Source organism: Gilliamella sp. X-46, assembly GCF_057063525.1.
Window position 1 is genome coordinate 1 of the sequence record NZ_JBXSQH010000024.1, and the last position, 23090, is coordinate 23090.

Annotated in this window: 22 protein-coding genes and 1 rRNA gene; 11 read left to right on the forward strand and 12 right to left on the reverse strand. The window is 35.1% G+C overall.

Features of this window, described 5'->3' with window-relative positions; translation table 11 throughout:
• The first annotated feature begins 453 nt into the window (after positions 1 to 453).
• The 5 genes from ACYIAJ_RS10735 (at position 454) to ACYIAJ_RS10755 (ending at position 6849) form a co-directional block, all read left to right on the forward strand.
• Positions 454 to 2508 carry a hypothetical protein gene (locus ACYIAJ_RS10735; RefSeq protein WP_483564797.1) on the forward strand — a complete coding sequence of 685 codons (2055 nt, stop codon included), beginning with the start codon at positions 454 to 456 and terminating at the stop codon, positions 2506 to 2508.
• 6 nt (positions 2509 to 2514) lie between these two features.
• Entirely contained in the window at positions 2515 to 3153 is a 639-nt protein-coding gene (locus ACYIAJ_RS10740; RefSeq protein ID WP_483564798.1) for a hypothetical protein, read from the forward strand.
• Positions 3153 to 3764: a hypothetical protein gene (locus ACYIAJ_RS10745; protein WP_483564799.1), complete on the forward strand. Its 612-nt coding sequence runs from the start codon at positions 3153 to 3155 to the stop codon at positions 3762 to 3764. Before ACYIAJ_RS10740 ends, ACYIAJ_RS10745 begins: the two co-directional genes overlap by 1 nt.
• Positions 3765 to 3824: 60 nt before the next feature.
• A complete protein-coding gene (locus ACYIAJ_RS10750; protein WP_483564800.1) occupies positions 3825 to 6395 on the forward strand; it encodes a hypothetical protein in 2571 nt (856 codons plus the stop codon).
• Between the two features lie 100 nt (positions 6396 to 6495).
• Positions 6496 to 6849 (forward strand): hypothetical protein, encoded by a 354-nt coding sequence (locus tag ACYIAJ_RS10755; protein WP_483564801.1) that lies wholly within the window; start codon positions 6496 to 6498, stop codon positions 6847 to 6849.
• Between the two features lie 99 nt (positions 6850 to 6948).
• Here the strand turns inward: ACYIAJ_RS10755 and galU are convergent, their stop codons facing one another.
• The 6 genes from galU to ACYIAJ_RS10785 form a co-directional block, all read right to left on the reverse strand.
• Positions 6949 to 7863, reverse strand: coding sequence for a UTP--glucose-1-phosphate uridylyltransferase GalU (galU, locus tag ACYIAJ_RS10760; RefSeq protein ID WP_483564802.1), 915 nt, complete (start codon positions 7861 to 7863; stop codon positions 6949 to 6951).
• An 18-nt stretch (positions 7864 to 7881) separates the two neighbouring features.
• Positions 7882 to 8400, reverse strand: a complete 519-nt coding sequence (locus tag ACYIAJ_RS10765) for a DUF2569 family protein (RefSeq protein ID WP_483564803.1) — start codon at positions 8398 to 8400, stop codon at positions 7882 to 7884.
• A 2-nt stretch (positions 8401 to 8402) separates the two neighbouring features.
• Positions 8403 to 8912: a hypothetical protein gene (locus tag ACYIAJ_RS10770; protein WP_483564804.1), complete on the reverse strand. Its 510-nt coding sequence runs from the start codon at positions 8910 to 8912 to the stop codon at positions 8403 to 8405.
• A gap of 56 nt (positions 8913 to 8968) precedes the next feature.
• Complete coding sequence (locus ACYIAJ_RS10775) at positions 8969 to 9118, reverse strand: entericidin A/B family lipoprotein (protein ID WP_483564805.1); 150 nt, start codon at positions 9116 to 9118, stop codon at positions 8969 to 8971.
• A gap of 26 nt (positions 9119 to 9144) precedes the next feature.
• Positions 9145 to 10338, reverse strand: a complete 1194-nt coding sequence (locus tag ACYIAJ_RS10780) for an amino acid aminotransferase (protein ID WP_483564806.1) — start codon at positions 10336 to 10338, stop codon at positions 9145 to 9147.
• Between the two features lie 272 nt (positions 10339 to 10610).
• On the reverse strand, positions 10611 to 10994 hold the full coding sequence (locus ACYIAJ_RS10785; RefSeq protein ID WP_483564807.1) for a RidA family protein: 384 nt from the start codon (positions 10992 to 10994) through the stop codon (positions 10611 to 10613).
• A gap of 194 nt (positions 10995 to 11188) precedes the next feature.
• Here ACYIAJ_RS10785 and ffh point away from each other — a divergent pair, with 194 nt between their 5' ends.
• Positions 11189 to 12556, forward strand: a complete 1368-nt coding sequence (gene ffh / locus ACYIAJ_RS10790; protein WP_483564808.1) for a signal recognition particle protein — start codon at positions 11189 to 11191, stop codon at positions 12554 to 12556.
• Positions 12557 to 12671: 115 nt separating this feature from the next.
• Here the strand turns inward: ffh and ACYIAJ_RS10795 are convergent, their stop codons facing one another.
• On the reverse strand, positions 12672 to 13553 hold the full coding sequence (locus ACYIAJ_RS10795) for an EamA family transporter (protein ID WP_483564809.1): 882 nt from the start codon (positions 13551 to 13553) through the stop codon (positions 12672 to 12674).
• Between the two features lie 107 nt (positions 13554 to 13660).
• Positions 13661 to 14647, reverse strand: a complete 987-nt coding sequence (gene ispB, locus ACYIAJ_RS10800; RefSeq protein WP_483564810.1) for an octaprenyl diphosphate synthase — start codon at positions 14645 to 14647, stop codon at positions 13661 to 13663.
• A gap of 154 nt (positions 14648 to 14801) precedes the next feature.
• Here ispB and ACYIAJ_RS10805 point away from each other — a divergent pair, with 154 nt between their 5' ends.
• Entirely contained in the window at positions 14802 to 15638 is an 837-nt protein-coding gene (locus ACYIAJ_RS10805) for a TonB family protein (RefSeq protein ID WP_483564811.1), read from the forward strand.
• 129 nt (positions 15639 to 15767) lie between these two features.
• On the opposite strand, the gene pepP is transcribed toward ACYIAJ_RS10805, so the two are convergent.
• Entirely contained in the window at positions 15768 to 17084 is a 1317-nt protein-coding gene (gene pepP, locus ACYIAJ_RS10810) for a Xaa-Pro aminopeptidase (RefSeq protein WP_483564814.1), read from the reverse strand.
• 37 nt (positions 17085 to 17121) lie between these two features.
• Entirely contained in the window at positions 17122 to 17664 is a 543-nt protein-coding gene (locus ACYIAJ_RS10815; protein WP_483564812.1) for a UPF0149 family protein, read from the reverse strand.
• A 124-nt stretch (positions 17665 to 17788) separates the two neighbouring features.
• On the opposite strand from ACYIAJ_RS10815, the gene ACYIAJ_RS10820 reads away from it, so the two are divergent.
• From ACYIAJ_RS10820 to crr, 4 genes are all read left to right on the forward strand, one after another.
• Positions 17789 to 18151: a hypothetical protein gene (locus ACYIAJ_RS10820; RefSeq protein ID WP_483564813.1), complete on the forward strand. Its 363-nt coding sequence runs from the start codon at positions 17789 to 17791 to the stop codon at positions 18149 to 18151.
• Between the two features lie 137 nt (positions 18152 to 18288).
• Positions 18289 to 18546 (forward strand): phosphocarrier protein Hpr, encoded by a 258-nt coding sequence (gene ptsH / locus ACYIAJ_RS10825; RefSeq protein WP_483560726.1) that lies wholly within the window; start codon positions 18289 to 18291, stop codon positions 18544 to 18546.
• Between the two features lie 52 nt (positions 18547 to 18598).
• Positions 18599 to 20326, forward strand: a complete 1728-nt coding sequence (gene ptsI, locus ACYIAJ_RS10830; RefSeq protein ID WP_483560727.1) for a phosphoenolpyruvate-protein phosphotransferase PtsI — start codon at positions 18599 to 18601, stop codon at positions 20324 to 20326.
• Between the two features lie 9 nt (positions 20327 to 20335).
• Entirely contained in the window at positions 20336 to 20839 is a 504-nt protein-coding gene (crr, locus tag ACYIAJ_RS10835) for a PTS glucose transporter subunit IIA (RefSeq protein WP_091350771.1), read from the forward strand.
• An 89-nt stretch (positions 20840 to 20928) separates the two neighbouring features.
• On the opposite strand, the gene pgi is transcribed toward crr, so the two are convergent.
• Both pgi and rrf read right to left on the reverse strand, forming a co-directional pair.
• Positions 20929 to 22578, reverse strand: a complete 1650-nt coding sequence (gene pgi, locus ACYIAJ_RS10840) for a glucose-6-phosphate isomerase (protein ID WP_483560728.1) — start codon at positions 22576 to 22578, stop codon at positions 20929 to 20931.
• Between the two features lie 394 nt (positions 22579 to 22972).
• Positions 22973 to 23088: ribosomal RNA gene (rrf, locus tag ACYIAJ_RS10845) — 5S ribosomal RNA — on the reverse strand.
• Positions 23089 to 23090: the final 2 nt, after the last annotated feature.

The following is a 23090-nucleotide window of genomic DNA, read 5'->3' on the forward strand; positions in this document are numbered from 1 at the left end:
ACTGCTCGACTAATGAGCACTCCCTTGCTTTGAAAGCGCTTAAATTATAACCGATTGAGTAATTATGCGCTAGGTTTTTTGTTAAAAATTTGTAAAGTTTTGTTAATTGCGGGCGGTTAAGCTTTTGGTGACGTGTTTTGGGGAATGGTTTTGGTGAGGTTTTTTGGATAAAAAGCACCAAATAAAAACTTTAATAAAATCAACACCTTTCCTGACCACTTTTTAAGCATTTGATAGCGTGTTTTTTTATAGAAAAGCCCCCCTCAATAAAAACCATACGCCATTTTCAAAAATTATATTTGAAAAATAACAAGAAATTAACCTTATTTTATTTTAGAATGAGGTGTTAATAAAAATAATCATTAATTTTACTATTACCATTATTCAATAAACGCTCACCGTCAATAATGAATAAATGGAATATTGTTATTACTGAGGAAAGGAAATAAATAAGTGATAAGAAAAAGATTAAAGAGCGCTTTATATCTAATAAGTTTGGCTTGCTTTTCAATGTCGTCGTATGCTGATGATGCAAGACTTTATGTGCCTTATAAGAATTTGTTACTTGATCGTAGCGGTAAGGTGATTGTCGATAATGAGGGGGATGGAAACTCAATAACTTATAGGGATCATTATTGGATTATACAAAAAAGTAATGATGTTTTTTTTAATAATTTTAATCAAGTTAACAACTTTGAATATTCTTTTGATAAACAGGGTGATATTTTAACTTTCAAACCCGGTGGGTCGTTAACGTATTTAGGTAATGAAAGAATTGCTTATTACTATCAAGATACCGGGGTATCGGTTTTAATTGATACCGATGGTCATTTAATTACCCCCAAAGGCGTTTATTATAAAAAAATCAATCCATTTAATAATGGTTACGCCGAAGTAAAAACGCAAGATAATAAACGGGGGTATATTGACTTGCAAGGGCAATTTGTCAGCAAGAATCCCAATGAGCTAAACACCAAATACAATCCACATTGCCAAGACGCCACCCTCGATAAAATCATGCAGCTTTGTGACAAACATAACAGCAAATATCTTATTAATAAAAAAACCGGTAAAGAAGTGGATATCGGTAAACGAGCATGGGAGATGAATAGCTATCATTTTGATAATAATGTAGATCTTTCTGGTCAATATTTTTGGGTGCAAAATTATCAAGATAATTATATGGTATATCAACTTTACGATTACGAAGGGACAATGCTCTATGAAAATAGCTTTTATCAAGTCGCCCCTTTTTATGGTTCGGTAAGTTGGGTTAAAAAGGATAGTAATGAAGATAAGTATCGTTTAATTAATGCTACAGGCGAAACTCTCGACAAATACGATAACTATAGTACCGTTCAAGTCGGTGATCATGTGCTGTTTTATGCTAAAACCAAATTACCAGAAAAAGACTATAAAGATGAAGAATTTTTAACCAAAATTTTGGATCAGGATGGTCATGTTTTATTCTATGAAGATAAAATCGATGAAACTCAAAACAGTGCTTGTAAACAAGATTTGATCGTTTTAAAAGATCCCCAAGATAACATTGTATGGCCTTTAGACATTGAAAAAGAGTGCTTATTAAACCGATATGTGAATGAATCGGTCGTAATAGATACTTGGATGGATAAAAAATATAAGGTCGTTGACATTCCCAAAGATAAAATCGGTGAAATTGCCAATTATTTTGTCACTAAAAAACAAAATGATAAAAACACCAATACAATCAATCATACCAAAAATGAAACCTATTTAGCCGGCCCTGAAACGGTTAATATTAAAGATATTGCTGATTTAACTATACCAAATGGTTATATTTATTATGAGTGGCCTTCACTTGAAAAAAACTGTAATCGTTTTTTGATGCCAGCATATAGCAATAATAATCAATTGTGTATTTCTGTACATAATGTTGGCTATATTGATTTAAAGGCAGAAAAAAAGCTGTTTGATGATCCTGAACGTCTGCAAGAAATAAAAAATAATTTACAACGCAAAGTGATAAATTACCGCAATCGCTATCAACATTTTGAATGGTTAATAGAGCCACAATTAGATGTTGAAAACCACACAATGAAATTTGGTTATCGTTATTTCTTTGAACGTATCGGCGAAAATAACAGACAAGAAGTTATTACCGGTCAAATTATTGCTCAAGTCATTTTTGTTAAAGATCATATGATTGTTTTAACCACCCCGCCTAACAATATGTTAGCTAATTCTGCGCTAATGGAATTTGATTGGGCTAAGCAAATTAAAGTACGACCAGAATATCAATTTGATAAGCAACCTGTTTATCGCTGTAGTCAATTTGCGTTAACAGATTCGGCACTTTCTATAGCAAATTTTGATTATCTGAATAAGGGACGTTGCTTTCCAATATCATTAACTGAACTTATTGATGAAACGGAACAACAAAATGATTCAGAAGAATTAACTAACTTGCAAAATGCATTGTTTTTTGAACCATTTTATTATCATTCTGATACAGGTATAGGGCGTTAAAACTTTATGAAATTTAAGAAATATATATCATCTTGTCAGTTATGTATGGCATTGATGTTAACCATCGTTAGTAATCAGTCACGTGCTGATGCGACACTTAATTTAACATCTGAACAGTGGCAAAAAGAAATTCAACAACGTTTTGATGCAATTAATGAGAATGGTGAACCCGTTGAATGCGTTGTATTTACACGCATTGATAATTTCCCTTATCACTTTGATTATTCTGTCTTAGTATCAGAGCCTCTATTGATGGCGGTCGATGCCGAATTAGTGGATGAGACGATCAAAGAGAGAAGTCACTATGAGAAAGATTATCGATACACTTATCACCTCACCGAAAAAGGGAAACGCTACTATAAAACTTGGCCTAAATTACGGCATTCTGGTTTTTGTTTTGGTAAGGTCACGGTTGAAAAAATAAGCAAAACCGATAAAGATGGTAATTATGTTACTGTTGAGTACCAATATAAAGTGGAAGATTTTCCTGCCAATATTGAGCCTATTTTATCAAAACAAAATTCGTATATTAATAATCCATCAAAAACCGCAATCGCTACATTTAGTTTAGATAAAAACAATCAGCTTTATAGCGTGTCAGGAATTGGTTTAATTACCCACATCTACGAAGGATGGCATCAATAATGAAATTAAAAACACTACTTATGTTGCTTTGTGGTTTGTCGCTTGTGGCTTGTGATAACAACATCAATAAAGATGAATTACAATCGATAATCAATAATAATCAACCATTGTGTTATTCTTTACCTGAAGAAGTAAGACCATTTCCTAAAGATATTTTTGATGACAATATCGTTGAAGATAATCTGAATGATGAACTAGTAGATATTTTTGTCGATTTAAACTTATTAACTAAACGTAAATTATCCATAACCAAGTTGGATGGGTCATTAACTTATGCCACAAGATATCGATTATCCCAAGAAGGTAAAACGTATTTTAATCCAGAAAAAGGCGGTTTTTGTTTTGGCAACATTAAAGTCAATGATGTGTATAAAACTGAATCGAGTCCAACAAGGTATAATCAACGCAGTAGAACATCAAGATTGGTCTATTATCATTATTCATTTAGCGATATTCCTGACTGGGCAAAAGATAAACGCCTTACACAATATTATATAACTCCTTCGCTAAACACCGAACGGCTTTATGATGGAAAGGCAATTCATTATCAACCTAGCTTATATTTTTCTTCGTTCGAAGTTGATAAAACTCCATTAATCCAACTTCGCTAAATTGATGGAAGATCGTTATCTATTTTGTAATTTAAACTTGAACAAGCAAGACATAATGAAATGAATAATATAAGAGTATTTTTTTTATTGGCCATATTTTTGGCTTTCCCAAATTGTACATTTGCAAGCGTCATCTATCAAGAAGATTGGTATTTAGCTATCGAAAAGAAAGACAGCGTTGCCCAATATAAAATCGCTGAGGCTTATAGCCCTTTAACAAAAAACGATAGTTATTATTGTCAAACTGATCAGTTATATTTTAGTCATCATGATAAAAAATTGTCAGGTTGCCGCGATAAATCGGCCGATAAATATATCGAGTTTTTAACAAAATCGGCCGAAAACTTATACCCTATCGCCCAAAAAGATTTAGGTATTGCTTATATTAAAGGAGAATTGGTGCCTAAAGATATTAAAAAAGGGCTTTATTGGTTAGAAAGGGCTGCCTCACCGATTTCAGATAAAGCAAAATTTCGAATCGTTGAAGGCACATTTTGGCTAGCACAGCCAAATGGTAAAAAAATTGGCGTCGGCGAAGCCCATTATTGGTTAGGATTGCTTTATCACGAGGGGACAGAGGTTAAAGCCGATTATGCTAAAGCAATCAAGCATTATAAAATAGCTAGCACAAGTACCGATTGGGGATTTTATAATCTTGCACAATATCAACTTTATAAACTCTATCAAGATAAGCTCAATGACCCCAAAAAGTCACTCTACTGGCTTGAAAATACAGCAAATAATACCGGAAAATTTGTTGATGAAAAAACATTAGAAACGTCAATGCAAATGGCTAATTACTTTTTGGAGGGTGGGCAACCCGACGGTTCTAAATTAGATACGCCTAATTATCTTTGGGCAGCAAAATGGTTATTAAAAGTAGCCGAACAATCTAACATATCAAAGGAGTCTAAACAGATAGCAGCTTTCCAGTTAGGGTGGTTTTATTTAAATGGTTTAGGTGTAGAAAAAGATATTGGAGAAGCAATAAAATATTATCATTTAGGCATGCACCAAGATGACCTAACAGACTATCAGATGAACTTAAAAAAATATAAATACGTTACATCTTCAACTGATATGTCATTGCAAAATCAATTTTTACATCAAGTTATTACGCCATTTTATATAAACAACTTTGATATTGCTAAAGCCCAAAAGGTTATCGACGTTGTTTTTGCAGATAATCCTAAAGATAAAGAAGTTTTTTATGAAAAACTGATAGAAGATCTAGTCGAAACACTTCAAGTTGAGAGTTATGCTCTCTTACGTAAATTTGAATCTATTCCTCTTTTGCTGAAACTTGCCCAACAACAGGAAATAGCTTATGGTTTTTATCGTGATGCTAGAAATATTGAAGGTAAAACAACTAATGAATTGATAGATCTTTATCAATCAGCATTAAAAATTGAACCCAACAATCCGACAGTGCTTTATCAATTTGGTACGTTATATGACTTTATTCTTGAGGATGAAAAGACAGCAATAACCTATTACCAACAAGCGGCTGAATTAGGTAATTCAAAAGCAAATTATCGGCTAGGTGTCATGTATTATTTAGGCAAAGGCGTTGAGCAAAGTTATCGTGAGGCTTGGCAATATCTTGATTTGGCAGCTAAGCAAGGTTATCAACCTGCTCAGTATTTTTTGATCACGATTGATAAATCTCATCCTGAATTTGATTGGTTAACAACCCAATACCTTAACCATCAACAAGTGTACCATTCTCCAACGGTTATGGTTGATGAAATGGATTGGTTAAAAACCCAAAGCGAAGAGAACCAAAACGATAAAGCCACATATCACCAAATAAGACATGATTCAAATGGGAATGGGCTAAAAACGTATCAAGGTTGTAAAGCCGCATTGTCACTTGCAGCTAATGGTGATACTTTTGCACAAGGTGAGTTGTTAAGTCAAATGAATAACGGTGCAAATTCTTTTATTTGTACACCTAAGAAAGAGTTGCTCTTTAGTTGGATTGATAGCAGTAATAAAAATGATAAAAAGAAAGCATTTTTAAAAACACAATATTACAAATTGTCAAAACAATATGAACAATTTCATGCAATGCTTAAAGCTCAAGTTGCAGATAATAATCCTTATGCAATTTTTGAACTGGCACAAAAACAGGTTAATTTGCCAAATAATACCGTGCTACCTTATCTAAAAACATCACTAAAATCAGGCAGCCCTGCTGCTGCAGGGCTTTTAGCTTTTTATTATGAAAATACAAATATTAATACGTTTGAATATACTAAATTAGCTTTATTACAAAATGATTTAAGTCAGTACCATTTAGATCCTGAAATTAGCGAATACTATCAAAAAAATCGCTTCTCAAAATACTTTTATGCAAATTTAAAATTATCCTCGACTGATATTTATAAAATATGGTTTGAACTTGCACAAATGCATGAGCAAGGTAAAGAAATCCCTCAAAATAATGTGTTAGCTTTAGTTTGGTATCGTTTGTTAGTTGAATATAATCAAACCAAAGCAACAACAAAAGTAGCGCAAATCAGTGCTCAATTAACCGAAGAACAACAAGCAGAAGTGAATAACATATTAAGCAAATATCGTAATTTATATCGTTTTCTTCCGTTAACACATTTAGATATAAATGAATAACTAGCTAAGTATGATAATGCTTAACTAAAACAAATAAATCAAACCGCCGCATTCAATGCAGGCTCGTGTTGTGATAGTGAGTTAATATAGGTAATAAGATATGAGTAATATTGTTATTGAAAAAAAAAGTAAATCAATTAGCCACAAAGTACTTTGGGTATTAGGAGCTGTTTTTCTAGTATTGGTTATTAGTGGTGGCTATTATTTTTTTAAAAGTAATGCTTTTGTTGCTAGTCAACCAGTATCTCAACAGCCAGTATCTCAACAGCCAAAAAATATTAAAATTACTTATGTTACACCTCAATTTTTTGGTTATTATCGGCATCCTATCGGATTCAATTGTATTGATTCTATTGAATACGATGGAAAGCGCATTAAAATATCCCAAATAGACTATTATGAAGATAGTCCAAAGGAGCTACAAAATATACGCGAAAATTGCATACCTTTTTAAAGGTAAAATTGATATTAATAGAATATTTGCCATGCCAAATTTAAGAATGAAAAAAAGACGCAAACTGCGTCTTTTTAATATTGTTTGATGTTATTAAAACTAAAGCGTCTTTAACCATGCTTTAACATCTTTACCTAAACTTTTGTGGCGCATTGCGTATTGAACAAAGGTTTGCACATAACCGAGTTTATTACCACAGTCGTGGCTACGACCTTTTATGCAATAAGCATCAACACTATCTTCTTCAAGTAGCATGGCAATTGCATCGGTCAATTGAATTTCACCACCAGCACCTAATGGTGTTTTGGCAAGTAAAGGCCAAATCTTTTCAGATAATACATAGCGTCCAACTACCGATTGGTTTGATGGCGCTTCTTCAATTGATGGCTTTTCAACAACGCTATACATTTGTGCTACATTACCAGCAGATAACGTTTCACCACGGCAGTCAACAATACCGTAAGAAGAAACTAGCTCTTTTGGCACTGGCTCTACCATGATTTGGCTGTGTTTGGTTTCATGGTAATTATTGATCATTGCTGCTAAATTATCGTTGGCAAGATCACTTTCATACTCATCAATAATCACATCCGGTAAAACAACGGCAAAAGGTTCATTACCAACTAAAGGATAAGCACATAATACTGCATGACCAAGCCCTTTAGCTAAACCTTGGCGGACGCTGGTTATTGTGACATGTTTAGGTAAAATACCTTGTACTTCTTGCAATAACTGACGTTTAACACGTGCCTCTAACATGGCTTCTAATTCAAAACTGGTATCGAAATGGTTTTCAATTGAATTTTTTGATGAGTGGGTTACAAAAATAATCTCAGTTATGCCAGCTGCAATACACTCTTTAACCACATATTGAATAAGTGGTTTGTCAACAACCGGAAGCATCTCTTTAGGAATTGCTTTAGTTGCGGGTAACATGCGTGTACCCAAACCTGCAACAGGGATAACCGCTTTTTTGACTTTTCTACTTGCTGAATTTTCTAAATTTGATGTCATTTTATTTCCTTAATACAATTAACCAACAGTGGAGCTATAGGTACCGTCACGACAGCGACCATTAACAAATGTATTTTTGACTCGCACTGACTTTAACACATAAGCAATCCAAATACTGGTATAAATGATTGCTATCACAATATCTTTTATAAGAAAAAACTCAAATCTAAGTTCAAATGGTAACACGATAAAAAGATACCAACATCTTTGAATTAGCTTAAAAACAATAAAACTGCTACTAAATATAATAAAAAAGTTAGGAAATTTATAACTTTTAGTAAAATATAAAAATATAATATAAGCGTTTAAAAGCAATAATAAACAATTTAGACCCATGTCACCTAAAATAAACAGCCCCAAATGAATTGTGTGCATTTCCGAGTAGGGATCCAATAATTGTGTCCATACGTCGATAAAATCAATCGCATTTAGTCTAGAAAAAGTAACATATCCAATAAAAATAAAACAAAAAAATAATTCAATACCAACTAAAATTAGCCAACCGCCTAATCCTTTAAGTTCTTTTTCCTTTATCATTTTTATTCCTGTTTAATGATTGATAAATCATTAGATTCGATGAGTAAAGGATTATCCCTATCTTTGGCTAAAGAATCAATAGAGATATAAACGATTTGGCAATTTTGTAACACGGCTTGTCTTACTACGAATTTTGCTTTACGGTCACGCGCTTCTTTTTGAGCTTTGCTGATGTAAAGATCATCGTATCCATCATCGTACAAAGAAGCCCTTTCGAACAAATTTGGGGTTCGCCAAAATGTTTCTTTAGGATAATCTCGCACAAAAATTTGATCGGTTAATTTACCTTTTATTCCGGCATAACTATTTGGTAAATGTTTGCTTGCTCGGCTCTGAGCAATATAAACATGCTGATAATTTTGTATATTTGATGGAAGTTTATTTAATAAAAATTCAATACCCGACAGGTTTGAATACTGGCAATTTTGCAAGGTTAAAGGTGCAGTTCGATAGTTTAACGAACCGCACCCAACAAGTAAAAACAATGTAAGTATAGATAAAATACGTAACATTTTTACTCTAAAACATAGTTAAAAACGGAAATATTGCTAGGCATATATAACCTTAGTTACATTTTATCACTCACTTTTTCGGCAGTATGTGAAATGGCTTTTCCGCCAGATTGAACATCTTGACCAACACCTTTAACGGTGTTACATCCAACAACTAGAGTCGTCATTGCTATACCTAATATTAACATTAACATTTTATGGAACATAAAATATACTCCTTTTAGTAACATGTTTACTTTAATGTAGCAAATGCTTCTGCCACACGATCGATATTATGGTGATTTAAACCCGCTACACACATCCTTCCGCTGCCCACCAAATAAACAGCAAAATTATCTTTCAATTGTGTAACTTGCTCTTTATTAAAACCGGTATAACTGAACATGCCCCGCTGTTTAACCAAATAATCAAAATTACGATCAGGTACAGCTTTTTTTAATAATTCAACCAGAGTTGATCGCATAGTTACAATGCGATTTCTCATTGATTCAACTTCTTTAACCCATTGATCTTTAAGTTCCGGATGATTTAATACATAACTAACTAACTGCGCACCATAAGCCGCAGGGCTAGAATAATTACGGCGAACGGTTGCTTGCAACTGTCCTAATACGCGGTTAGCAGCTTCATTGTTATCACATAAAACCGATAAACCACCAACACGTTCTCCGTAAAGTGAAAATGTCTTCGAAAATGAATTACTAATAAAACCACACAATCCAGAATCTGCCACCTTTCGAATAGCATAAGCATCATCTTCAATACTTTCGCCAAAACCTTGATAAGCAATATCCATAAATGGAATAAGATCACGGGCCTTTAACACCTCGATCACTTTATCCCACTGCGTATGTGTTAAATCAGCGCCTGTTGGGTTATGGCAGCATGGATGTAGTAACACAATGCTTTTAGCAGGTAATTGATTTAATGTTTCAAGCATTGCTTCAAATTTTACGCCACAAGTTTGCTCATCAAAATAGGGATATTTGTTTACCTTAAAACCTGCACCGCTAAAAATAGCGATATGATTTTCCCATGTTGGATCGCTGACCCATACTTCAGATTTTGGGAAATAGCGAAATAAAAAATCAGCTCCTATTTTCAAAGCACCCGAACCACCTAACGTTTGTATCGTTGCGATACGTTTATCTTTATAAGCCGAATGATCTTCACCAAATAATAGAGACTGAATTGATTGGCAATACGCTGGCAAACCACTCATTGGTAAATATAGCTGTGCACCTTGATTGAGATGATAAATATTATCACGAGCAGTTTTTATACATTGCAATTGGGGAACCACACTGTTTTCATCATAATAATAACCAATGCTTAAATTCGTTTTATTATCTCGGTTATCATCCATAAACTCAGCGACTAACGATAAAATGGGATCCCCTACATACGATTCTACTTTTTCAAACATGTTCACAATCCAATTGGCACAAAAACAACAATAAATATCTGTAGATTATTGCACCAACTTTATTGGCAATCAATCATTAAATAACAGTTTAACAATAAATAATTAATTTGATTTTTGGTTAGAAAATGGCTGTATTTTTGATAGTAAAAAGTAATAGATGAGATAACTAAAAATATAACGTGTTTTAACCTACTTTTTATACTAAAACGGAGGATTTCCTGAAATTTTTTGACAAAAATTAGCACCTTTTGGTGCTAATCAGGTGAGCAAATTTATTTAGCAGCAATAACTTCAATTTCAACTTTAGCATCTTTAGGTATTCGAGCAACTTGCACGCAAGAGCGAGCAGGGAAAGAGGCATTATTTTCAGTAAAAAATGCTTCGTATACCGCATTTACCGCAGCAAAATCATTCATATCAGCTAAAAAAATCGTTGTTTTTACGATATTACTGACTTGATAACCTGCCGCAGTGACAATCGCTTTAACATTGGCTAAACTTTGTTTGGCTTGTTCTTTCACACAACTTGGCATTTCACCTGTGGCGGGATCCAGTGGGATTTGTCCTGAGGCAAATAACATATTACCTAAATCGACCGCCTGAGCATAAGGCCCAATAGCCGCTGGTGCTTTGTCAGTACTAATTACTTTTGCCATACTCGATGTTCTCCTTAATTTATAATCTACCCTGCTTTTTAATAACTAAAATGGTTAAGGTATTCGCTTCTTGTTTGTCCTCATTTCAACAGGATCGCAATTTGCTGTCAAGTCGGCGCAAAATTATGATCGTGGGACTTATTGAAATTTTCTGATATGATAATTAAAATTTTTTATTTATTACGAGAGTTAATATGTTCGAGAATTTAACCGACCGTTTATCACAGACATTCCGCAATATCAGTGGTCGTGGACGACTATCTGAAGACAATATTAAAGATGCGTTGCGCGATGTGCGTATGGCATTACTCGAAGCTGATGTTGCCCTGCCAGTAGTTCGTGAATTTATTAATCAAGTTAAAGAAAAAGCCGTTGGATTAGACGTCAGCAAGAGCCTAACACCGGGTCAAGAATTTATCAAAATAGTTCAAGATGAACTCACAAAAGCAATGGGTGAAGTCAATAGTTCACTCAATTTGGCAACCCAACCACCTGCTGTTATGTTAATGGCAGGGTTACAAGGTGCCGGTAAAACAACTAGCGTTGCTAAACTGGCTAAGTTCCTAAAAGAAAAACAGAAAAAGAAAGTACTCGTGGTGTCTGCCGATGTTTATCGACCTGCTGCAATTAAACAGTTAGAAACACTGGCTAAAGCGATTGATGTTGAGTTCTTTCCATCTGATATTACTGAAAAACCGGTCAGTATTGTAAATAAAGCTATTTCTCATGCAAAATTGCAATTTTTTGATGTACTTATTGTCGATACTGCGGGTCGTTTGCATGTTGATAACGACATGATGGATGAAATCAAAGCGCTTCATCAAGCCATTAATCCAATTGAGACATTATTTGTGGTTGATGCCATGACTGGGCAAGATGCAGCCAATACGGCTAAAGCTTTCAATGATGCTTTGCCACTTACCGGTGTAATTTTAACCAAAGTTGATGGTGATGCGCGTGGTGGTGCGGCGCTATCCATTCGTCATATTACCGGTAAGCCGATAAAATTCTTAGGGATGGGTGAAAAAACTGACGCGTTAGAGCCGTTTTATCCAGATCGTATTGCTTCGCGCATCTTAGGTATGGGTGATGTGCTATCTTTGATTGAAGAATTACAGCATAATGTCGATCGCGAAAAAGCAGAGAAAATCGCCAAAAAACTGAAAAAAGGTGATAAGTTCGATTTTAATGACTTTCAAGACCAACTCAAGCAGATGCGTAATATGGGAGGAATGGGGGCTATGCTGGCTAAATTACCCGGTGTTGGTCAACTACCTGATCATATTAAAGCGCAAATGGATGATAAAATTACTATCAAAATGGAAGCCATTATTGGTTCTATGACATTAAAAGAACGCGCTAATCCTGAAATCATTAAAGGTTCACGCAAACGCCGTATTGCAAATGGTTCTGGTACCCAAGTGCAAGATGTTAACAAACTCTTAAAACAGTTTGAAGATATGCAAAAAATGATGAAGAAAATGAAAGGCGGTGGCATGATGAAAATGATGCGCCAAATGAAAGGACTGATGGGGGGAGGAATGGGGTTCCCACCTCGTTAATACGCCATAAATCAATTTTTTCATGAGCAATAGTCATCGCTATCTTTGTATAAACTTTCTATAAAAATATCGCGCGGATAAACAGCGCGATATTAATTTTAATAACTTAATCTTGTTACTTATTTTCTGGGTTTGGTTCAACCAATTTAATCTTTACTGAGCGACTCATGGTTAGCACGGTGCCTATTGATGAGATAATAATAAAAATAATGGCTAGCCACTGATTGGTGGTTAACTGCTCATGCAAAACCACTAATCCAGAAAGCGCTGCAAAAACAGGCGACAAGCTCATTAGTGTACTAAATGTTTGCGCTGGTAATCTTGGTAAAGCAATCATATCTAATCCATAAGGAATCGCCGATGCTAATAACGAAACCACAAAAACCAGAGGCAACAATTCCAACGAAAACATTGTACTTCCACTTTGCAAAATACTAATAGGAAATAAAAAGCACGTAGCAATCACCGACCCAACAGCGACGCTTGATGCACCATAAAGCGTACTAGCTTTACGTCCAAACAAAATGTAACACGCCCAACCACTTCCAGCTAATAGTGCAAATAAAAGCCCTATAGGATCTAAATTGTCTGACACTTGATAAAGCGGCAAAAGCATGGACAGACCGACAATAGCAACGCTAAGCCAAATAAAATCAAGTAACTTTCGTGACGAACACATTGCTACCATAATCGGCCCAGTGAGCTCAATAGCCACAGCAACCCCCAAAGGCACTCTTGCAATTGCATTATAGAATGCCAAATTCATACAACCAAGTGAAATTCCATATAAAAAAATATATTTCAATGCCTGCTTTGTCATTGTTTTACGCCAAGGTTTGAATATAAAAATCAACATAATTGCCGAAAAAAACAATCTCCAAGCTGTCATTCCCTCTGGCCCTAATACGGGAAATAGGTATTTAGCGATAGATGCACTGCCTTGAACTGAAATCATCGAAATAAAAATTAACAAAACAGGCCAAGACCTTTTAAGCATAAATAATCACCATAATCAAACTTTGAAGTTATTGGAATAAAACTCATGATAAAAATTTCAGAAAACGATGCGCTTAATCATAGAAGTGCACATAACAAACTGACTTATTAGTTTTCTCTTTTCACTGATAATAAGGCAAGAGCTTGTAACGCTTGTTTATAAGGCGAATCTGGTAAAATAGCGATAACATCAAATGCTTTTTGCGCTTCTTTTTGAGCGGTTTGTAACGTAAAATCAAGCGAACCACATTCATCCATAATTTGTAAAATACGATCTAATAAGTTACGTCCATTACCTTGCTTTATTGCTTGGCGAATTAATTCCGCATCTTGAAAATTTTTGGTGTGATGCATCGCATGTAAAAGCGGTAAGGTCGGTTTGCCTTCATTAAGATCATCCCCTAAATTTTTACCTAATTTTTGATTGCTATCAGCACTATAATCTAAAAGATCGTCGATGATTTGAAAGGTCGTACCTAGATATTTGCCATATTCCTGTAAAGCCAACTCTTGCTCTTCATTTGCACCGGCTAGCACAGCAGCAGAATGCGAGGTTGCCTCGAATAAACGAGCCGTTTTGCGATAAATTACCTCTAAATATTGTTCTTTGGTAATATCAGGATCGTTACAATTAATGAGTTGTTGTACTTCGCCTTCAGCAATCACATTGGTAGCAGTCGACATAATTTTCAAGACTTTGAACGATTCTGTACGCACCATCATTTGAAAAGAGCGCGTATAAATATAATCGCCTACAAGTACACTGGCAGCATTACCAAAAAGCGCATTTGCCGTTGATTGACCACGGCGTAAATCCGACTCATCAACAACATCATCATGCAATAAGGTGGCAGTATGAATAAATTCTATAAAAGCTGCGGTGATAATATGTTTATCACCTTGGTAATTAAGTGCTTTGGCAATTAATAATGCAATAACGGGGCGTATGCGCTTCCCACCACTACTAATAATATAATTGCCCAACTGATTAATTAAAGCCACATCAGAACTTAGCTCTGCCTGTATAGCTTTATTAACTTTAATAAGATCTTCTTTAACAAGATCGAGTATTTGATTCATTGATGGAGTATTCATCCGCCTAACCACTATAAACAATTGATATTTATTTTCTATTATCTGATAAATATTATTAGGCAACAAGGTGTCATCTATCATATTTTAAAAAAGACTACAAATGATAAGCATTTTCATTTAAAATAATATTCTTAAGTTGAAAATGATAATCATTATGAAGATTAACTTTGATATAGACATTGATGATACCAAGGCGCCTTTAAGCCCAACTAAAAAAAAGACCCAAAATGCCTATGTATGTGCATCAGTTTCTGTACTGTCTCATCTTGTATTATTTGCACTACTATTTAGTTCTGTCTTACTTGCCCCAAATATCATAGTCGACGAAGGTGATAATTCTATTAAAGCTGTCATGATCGATCTATCACTGTTGGCAGCACCAGAACAAGCCCTAGTAGAAGATAAACCAGACATTCAAGGAATAGAAAATAGCGAACTTATTGATAACCAAAAGATCGAAGAAACCCCAATGCAACCGGTTATTGAACCAATTGTCGAACATGAAGTTAAAGAAGAAAAAACAGAATCCATTATTGAAAAAATAACCGATAAACCGACTATTGAACCCAAAAAGAAAATTGAAACCCAAAAAGAACCAAAACCGAAAAAAAAGGCCCCACCAATTCAAAAAGCATCGCATCAGCAAGTTAGACAAGAAGTGATTAACGAAAATATTGCTAATACTTCTGTAGCTCCACAAATTTCAGATAGCCGTCAATATTCAGGCACCCCTTCACCAATAAGGAGAAATCAACCAGAATACCCACGCCGAGCTCTTGATATGCGCTTAGAAGGCTATGTAGTAGCACTGTTTGATGTAAACAGTGATGGACATGTTGAAAATATTCGTATTATTGAAACAAATCCGAATAATATTTTTAATCGTTCCGTCATTAATGCCATGAAAACGTGGAAATATAAACCAATTGCAGCCAAAGATCTGAAAATAAAAATTATCTTCAATCGCGATAAATCAATTAGTTTAAATTAACCAACCACAACAAATAAAACCGCTGTAACATCTATGCTATAACACCTATTTCTATAGTATCTGTATAGTTAATAAATGGCAGCGGCTATAAAAAGTGGCAATCATCTAAAAATCACAGCAACAATATGGCTAATGAGCAAGTTTATTCGCCATCAGTTTTTCAATCTCTATAGGATCTTTAGGGACATCACCAGTCAAAACTTCATTTCCTGATTGAGTAATTAAGATATTATCTTCAATTCGAATGCCGATGCCTTTATATTGCACTGGAACATCGGCATCTTGATTAATATATAAACCCGGTTCTACCGTTAACACCATGCCCGGTACTAAAATTCGATCTCGATTGCTACCCACATCGTGCACATCAATCCCCAACCAATGCCCTAATCCATGCATATAAAATGTGCTATAAGCTTTATCAGCAATTAAAGTATCAATATCGCCATGCATAATGCCTAATCTGACTAAACCTTCGACCATTGTTCTAATGACATAATGATTCACTTCCATAATAGAAGTACCTGGCTTTAGTAATTTAATAGCTTGATATTGCGATGCTAAAACAATATCATAAATTTCACGCTGAGCTTGACTAAACTGACCATTAATAGGAAAAGTACGAGTTATATCCCCCGCATAATATTGATATTCACAACCGGCATCAATCAAGACTAGATCGCCCGCTTTTAACTGTTCATTATTATTCTCGTAATGCAATATACAGCCATTATTGCCACCACCAACAATGGTATTATAAGCTGGGGCGCGTGCACCATGCCAAGCAAATTCATGTAATATTTCAGATTCTAGTTGATATTCAAACATAGTAGGCCTACATTTTTGCATAGCACGAACATGTGCTTTTGCACTAATTTGACAAGCTTGACGTAAAATAGCCATTTCAAATTCTGATTTAAACATACGCATTTCATGCACTATAGGTCGCCAATCGATAATGCAATTGGGTGCAGAATGATTCATTCTATAACCTTGACGCAACCTCTTCATCGCATTATCAACAAAATTATCAGCATATACATACTGTTGATCGGCATGGTAAATGATTGTTTTACCATTTAATAAATCAGGTAATACAGTATCAAGTTCATCAAATGGATAAGCTTCATCAACCAAAATAGCGTCTAATGCTGCCTGTTGTCCTAACCGATAACCTGTCCACGTCTCGGCCAACCGCTCTTTTTTACGATTAAATAAGACATATTTAGGTATATTATCTTGTTGTTTAACAACAGCAAAAACCGCTTCTGGTTCAGCAAAAAACGTAAAATACCAAAAATCACTATTTTGCCGATATGGATAATGTGTGTCATTACTGCGCGCCATTTCTGGAGCAGCAAAAAAAAGTGCAATACTATTGGTTGCCATCTGAGAAAGTAGTTTTTCCCTACGTGCCAAAAGTTCTATTTTGATATTGCTGTTTATCATTGTCATGACCTTAATAGAGGTATAAGTATTAATATTAATGAATTGTTGGAGAAATATCTGTCTCATTAAATTCATCGAAACAGAGCATAGCCGTTATGCGAACATACTCTTTAATCTCTTCAAATGCAAAACCGAGCTCTTGTTCATCATCGCTTTCGTCATAACCCAATTTCACAATTTGGCGTAAATCATAAATCGCTTCGCCAACATCATCTTTAAGACGATTAATTTTGGGTTGTGCAAGGCCAATACCAAGCAAAAAATGGTTAACCCAACCAACCAAATCATCGATTTGTGCAAACAGATCATGGTGACTGAGTAACAGTTCAAATTCAAAGTTTTTATTGAAAAACTGTTGCTTAGTTAAATGATAGAGATTTTTGATTTGCTCATCTAACGACTCGTCAAACACTTGTCCATTATTCAGCATATCTTTAACTAATGAACGCCAGCTCTCATCATGATTACCACCAGCTAAGATACCAGAAAGAAAACCATGCAACTCAGCAGCGGTAATACCTATTTTATTTTGAATTAGTTGACGATTAAATTCATCGTAATTAATAGTATCAAACATAAACTCCACCCTAATCTTGTCACATCACTGAAAATGCACTATGCACTTTCTTCGATTATTAGTATATAATCCGTACCTAATCATAAATAATAAACAGGTTACTGTGCTTTATAAAGGAATTATTTTGAACATTGTAGGATTAATTGCGAAGTTGCCGCTGCAACGATTATGTCTACTATGCCTTTCAGGATTAGCATTATCATTAGTGTCATGTAGTTCATTTTTACCTAATAAAGGCGTCATTATCCTTGATGCACAAGATAAAATACATACCAATGTAACTAGCCAAGATTTACCTAAGTCGTATAAATTAGGTAATAGCGAACAAGAATTACAACGATTTGAAACCTTCTGCAAAGAAGAAATTCGCGTCTCACAGCTTGATGGTAGTGAAGAAATCGTTTTTGAAAATATTAAACATGGAATCCATGGGCAGGTAGAATTTAAAAAATGCAGTGACAAAGTCACTCGTATCTACCGATACTGATAAAATATGGATATCTTTATAAATTATAGCTAATACAATTGACTAAATATAGAAGAACAATGAAATCTTACTAGCCTTTCAGGCGGTTTTTATTTATATTGGTCGCTGAAATAAAAATATTTTGGGAGTAAAAAAATATGTACACACAAGATGTCACCATTACTGCATCTAACGGTCTTCATACCCGCCCTGCTGCGCAATTTGTTAAAGAAGCCAAAAACTTCAATGCAGAAATTACTGTCACATCTGATGGAAAAAGTGCAAGTGCTAAAAGTCTATTTAAATTACAGACGTTAGGTTTGACACAAGGGACAACAATTACTATTTCAGCCGAAGGCGAAGACGAAAAAGAAGCAGTACAACATCTAGTAAAATTAATTCCAGAATTAGAATAATCTCTCCCAATTAGATATGAACGGTTTTAAAATTGAATAAGGATTAAATGTTATGGTATCAGGTACACTTGTTTCCCCGGGTATCGCTTTTGCTAAAGCGCTATTATTAAAAGAAGAGCCTATTGTTATCAATAATAGACAAATTCTCGATAACAAGATTGACGCGGAAATTGAGCGTTTTAAGGAAGCTCGAGAAAAATCAAGCAAACAATTGCATGCGATTATGGAACGAGCAAAATCTACGTTAGGCGAAGATAAAGCAGTCATTTTTGAGGGGCATATTATGCTTCTTGAAGATGAGGATCTTGAGCAAGAAGTGATTTCTCGTATTCAAAGTAAACATTCAAGCGCAGATGCCGCTGTTCAATCTGTTTTTGAAACTCAAGCTAAAGAACTAGAAAATTTAGATGATGAATATTTAAAAGAACGTGCTGCAGATATTCGTGATATTGGTAAACGATTGCTTAAAAATATTTTAGGTATCGAAATCGTTGATTTAAGTGCAATCAGTCAACCTTGTATTTTAGTTGCAACTGACTTAACACCATCGGAAACAGCTCAGCTAAACTTAGAAATGGTATTAGGTTTTATTACTGATGCTGGTGGGCGGACTTCACATACCTCAATCATGGCTCGCTCTTTAGAAATCCCTGCTATCGTTGGTACATCTAATGCAACTCAAGCAATCAAACAAGGGGATTTTATTATTTTGGATGCGATAAATAATGCTATTTATATCAATCCAGATCACACCACTCAAGAAAAATTAAAACAAGTTCAAACTAAATATATTAGCGACAAAGAAGAACTAGCTAAATTGAAAGATCTACCCGCAGTAACACTCGATGGTCACCAAGTAGAAATTTGTGGCAACATTGGTACTGTGCGTGATATTGCAGGTGCTGAACGTAACGGCTATGAAGGTATTGGTCTATACCGTACTGAATTTCTATTTATGGATCGCGAAGCCTATCCTGATGAAGAAGAACAGTTTAAAGCTTATAAAGAAGTGGCCGAATCTACCAATGGTTTATCTGTAATTGTCCGTACTATGGATATTGGTGGTGATAAAGATGTACCTTATATGCATTTACCAAAAGAAGAAAACCCATTTTTAGGCTGGCGTGCAATTCGTATTTGTTTAGATCGCAAAGAAGTTCTTCATGCGCAATTACGCGCAATTCTACGTGCATCAGCATTTGGTAAATTACGCATTATGTTCCCAATGATTATTTCTGTGGAAGAAATTCGTACATTAAAATCTGAAATCAATATTCTTAAAGAACAATTAAATGCCGAAGGTAAAGCATTCGATAAAAATATTGAAATCGGCGTAATGATTGAAACTCCAGCAGCAGCCGTAATTGCACATCATTTAGCCAAAGAAGTAGATTTCTTTAGCATTGGAACCAATGACTTAACACAATATACGCTTGCTGTTGATCGTGGTAACGAATTGATCTCTCATCTTTATAATCCATTTTCACCTTCAGTGTTAACACTGATTAAAAAGGTTATAGATGCTTCTCATAAAGAAGGAAAATGGACTGGTATGTGTGGCGAGCTTGCTGGTGATGAAAGAGCCACAATTTTATTGCTGGGTATGGGGCTTGATGAATTTAGTATGAGTGCCGTATCTATTCCTAAAATTAAGAAATTAATTCGTAACACTAACTATGAAGAGGCGAAAAAATTTGCTGATACTATACTAGAAAAAGCAACCTCTAAAGAAGTTATTGATTTGATTGAAAATTATGCTAATGAAAAGCAAATCTGTTAGGAGACAATAATGGGTCTATTCGATAAAATTAAGCAATTTGTATCTGATGATAATAAAAACAGCATCGAGATTATTGCCCCTTTAAGTGGTGAAATTGTCAAAATCGAAGATGTACCAGATGTGGTTTTTGCTGAAAAAATCGTTGGCGATGGTGTTGCAATCAAACCATCTGGGAATAAAATTGTTGCACCATTAAATGGAAAAATTGGCAAAATCTTCGAAACCAACCACGCTTTTGCTATTGAATCAGATGAAGGCATCGAACTTTTTGTTCACTTTGGTATTGATACCGTAGAACTAAAAGGCGAAGGCTTTACTCGAATTGCAGAAGAAGGCCAACAAGTAAAAGTAGGCGATACCATTATTGAAATCGATCTACCACTACTTGAAAGCAAAGCCAAATCAGTGTTAACACCTGTGGTCATTTCGAATATGGAAACAGTCGTTGAGTTAACCAAATTATCAGGCTCTGTCGAAGCAGGTAAAACCCCAATAATGCGAATTAAAAAATAAGCAAACACATTCTTCCACATAAAAAAACCTTCAGCCTAAACTGAAGGTTTTCTTTTATCTAAATAAACTCACCAAGTGGCTAAAACAACCTAACGCCACTTCTTGTATTGGTTAATTAAATTATTGGTTGAATCATCATGAGAATTTACAGGTTTATCGTCCGCTAATTCAGGTAAAATTCGTCCTGCTAATTGCTTACCAAGCTCCACACCCCATTGATCAAAACTGAAGATATTCAAAATAACGCCCTGAGTAAATATCTTATGCTCATACATCGCAACCAATGCACCGAGCGTATAAGGTGTGATCTTTTTCACTAATATCGAATTCGTCGGCTTATTACCGTCAAAAACCTTAAACGGAACAATAGACTTCACCTCATCAAGCGTCTTACCAGCAGCAATAAATTCTTGCTCAACTTGTTCTTTTGTTTTACCAAAAGCTAACGCTTCTGTTTGAGCAAAAAAGTTAGATAGCAATTTAGGGTGATGATCACCAATCGGATTATGGCTAATCGCCGGTGCAATAAAATCGCAAGGAATAAGTTTAGTACCTTGATGAATTAATTGATAAAACGCATGTTGACCATTTGTTCCCGGTTCCCCCCAAATAATTGGACCGGTGGTATAAGGTGTTTTATGGCCATTGCGATCTACACTCTTACCATTTGACTCCATATTTCCTTGTTGAAAATAAGCAGCAAAACGATGCATATACTGATCATAAGGCAAAATCGCCTCGGTTTCAGCACCACAAAAGTTATTATACCAAATACCGATTAAGGCAAGCAAAGCGGGGATATTTTTATCGATTGGCGCACTTTGGAAATGCTTATCCATCGCATGGCCACCTGCCAAAAATTGCTTAAAGTTATCAAACCCAATGGATAACACAATCGACAACCCAATCGCCGACCATGACGAATAACGTCCACCGACCCAATCCCAAAATTCAAACATGTTGGTTGTATCAATACCAAATTTTGCAACTTCCTTCGCATTGGTTGACAACGCAACAAAATGCAACGCAACCGCTTTATCATCCTTAGCTGCATCAAGTAACCATGCACGTGCTGTCTGCGCATTAGTCATAGTTTCTTGCGTAGTAAAGGTTTTAGAAGCGACTAAAAATAACGTCGTTTCTGGATCCAACCCTTTCAGCGCCTCAACAACATGTGTCCCATCAACATTCGACACAAAATGCATAGTTAAGTGATTTTTATACGGACGTAATGCTTCAGTAATCATATGTGGACCAAGGTCAGAACCACCAATTCCAATATTCACTACATCCGTAATCGCCTTACCGGTGTAGCCTTTCCACTCTCCACTAATAATTTTTTTACTGAATGATTCCATTTTAGTTAAGACAGCGTTAACATCATCCATCACATTTTTACCGTCTACATAAATTGGAGTATTCGATACATTGCGTAAGGCCACATGTAATACAGCTCGATCTTCGGTGCGGTTGATCTTCTCGCCACTATACATAGCCTGCGTTGCGCCAGCCAGATCACATTCGTCAGCAAGCTTATAAAGCAATTCTAACGTCTCTTGTGTAACACGATTTTTTGACAAATCAACCAAAAACTCATCTTCAAAAGGAATACTGAGCTTTTCAACGCGTTGAGATTCTTCTTTTAAAATCTGGGCAATGGTTTTGGTGTGATGTTTTTCATAGCTAGCTTGGAGTGATTTCCAAGACGTAGTAGTAGTTGGGTCAATTGACTTTAACATAGTTATTCCTTAATAATATGGGATTGTAGCCATGATATAACTATGCCTAACATGATGCAAGATAAGGATCTTATCGATTAAAATGAAATTATTTTTATAAAAAACAACAAAATAAAAAATTAAATAAAATCAATTACTTTCCTGACTTATTTTTATTAGATTAAAATCTTCAACATCCATGTTTACTATTATTAGATGAAAATAGTTAATGAACATGTCTTTTGGTTAGGCTCTAATTGATATTATTAGGTGGTAAGGTTAATAGTGTTTTGTGGTTAAATAAAATGATGTAATTAACTAAATACTGTTAATTCAATATAAAATAAAGCTAAATTAAGATAACCACAAAAGCAAAAAAGCCCAGCATGACTGCTGGGCTCTCTCTAATTTAAAAGTCTGGCGGCACCCTACTCTCACATGGGTAATACCCACACTACCATCGGCACTACGGCGTTTCACTTCTGAGTTCGGCATGGGGTCAGGTGGGACCACCGCGCTATTACCGCCAGACA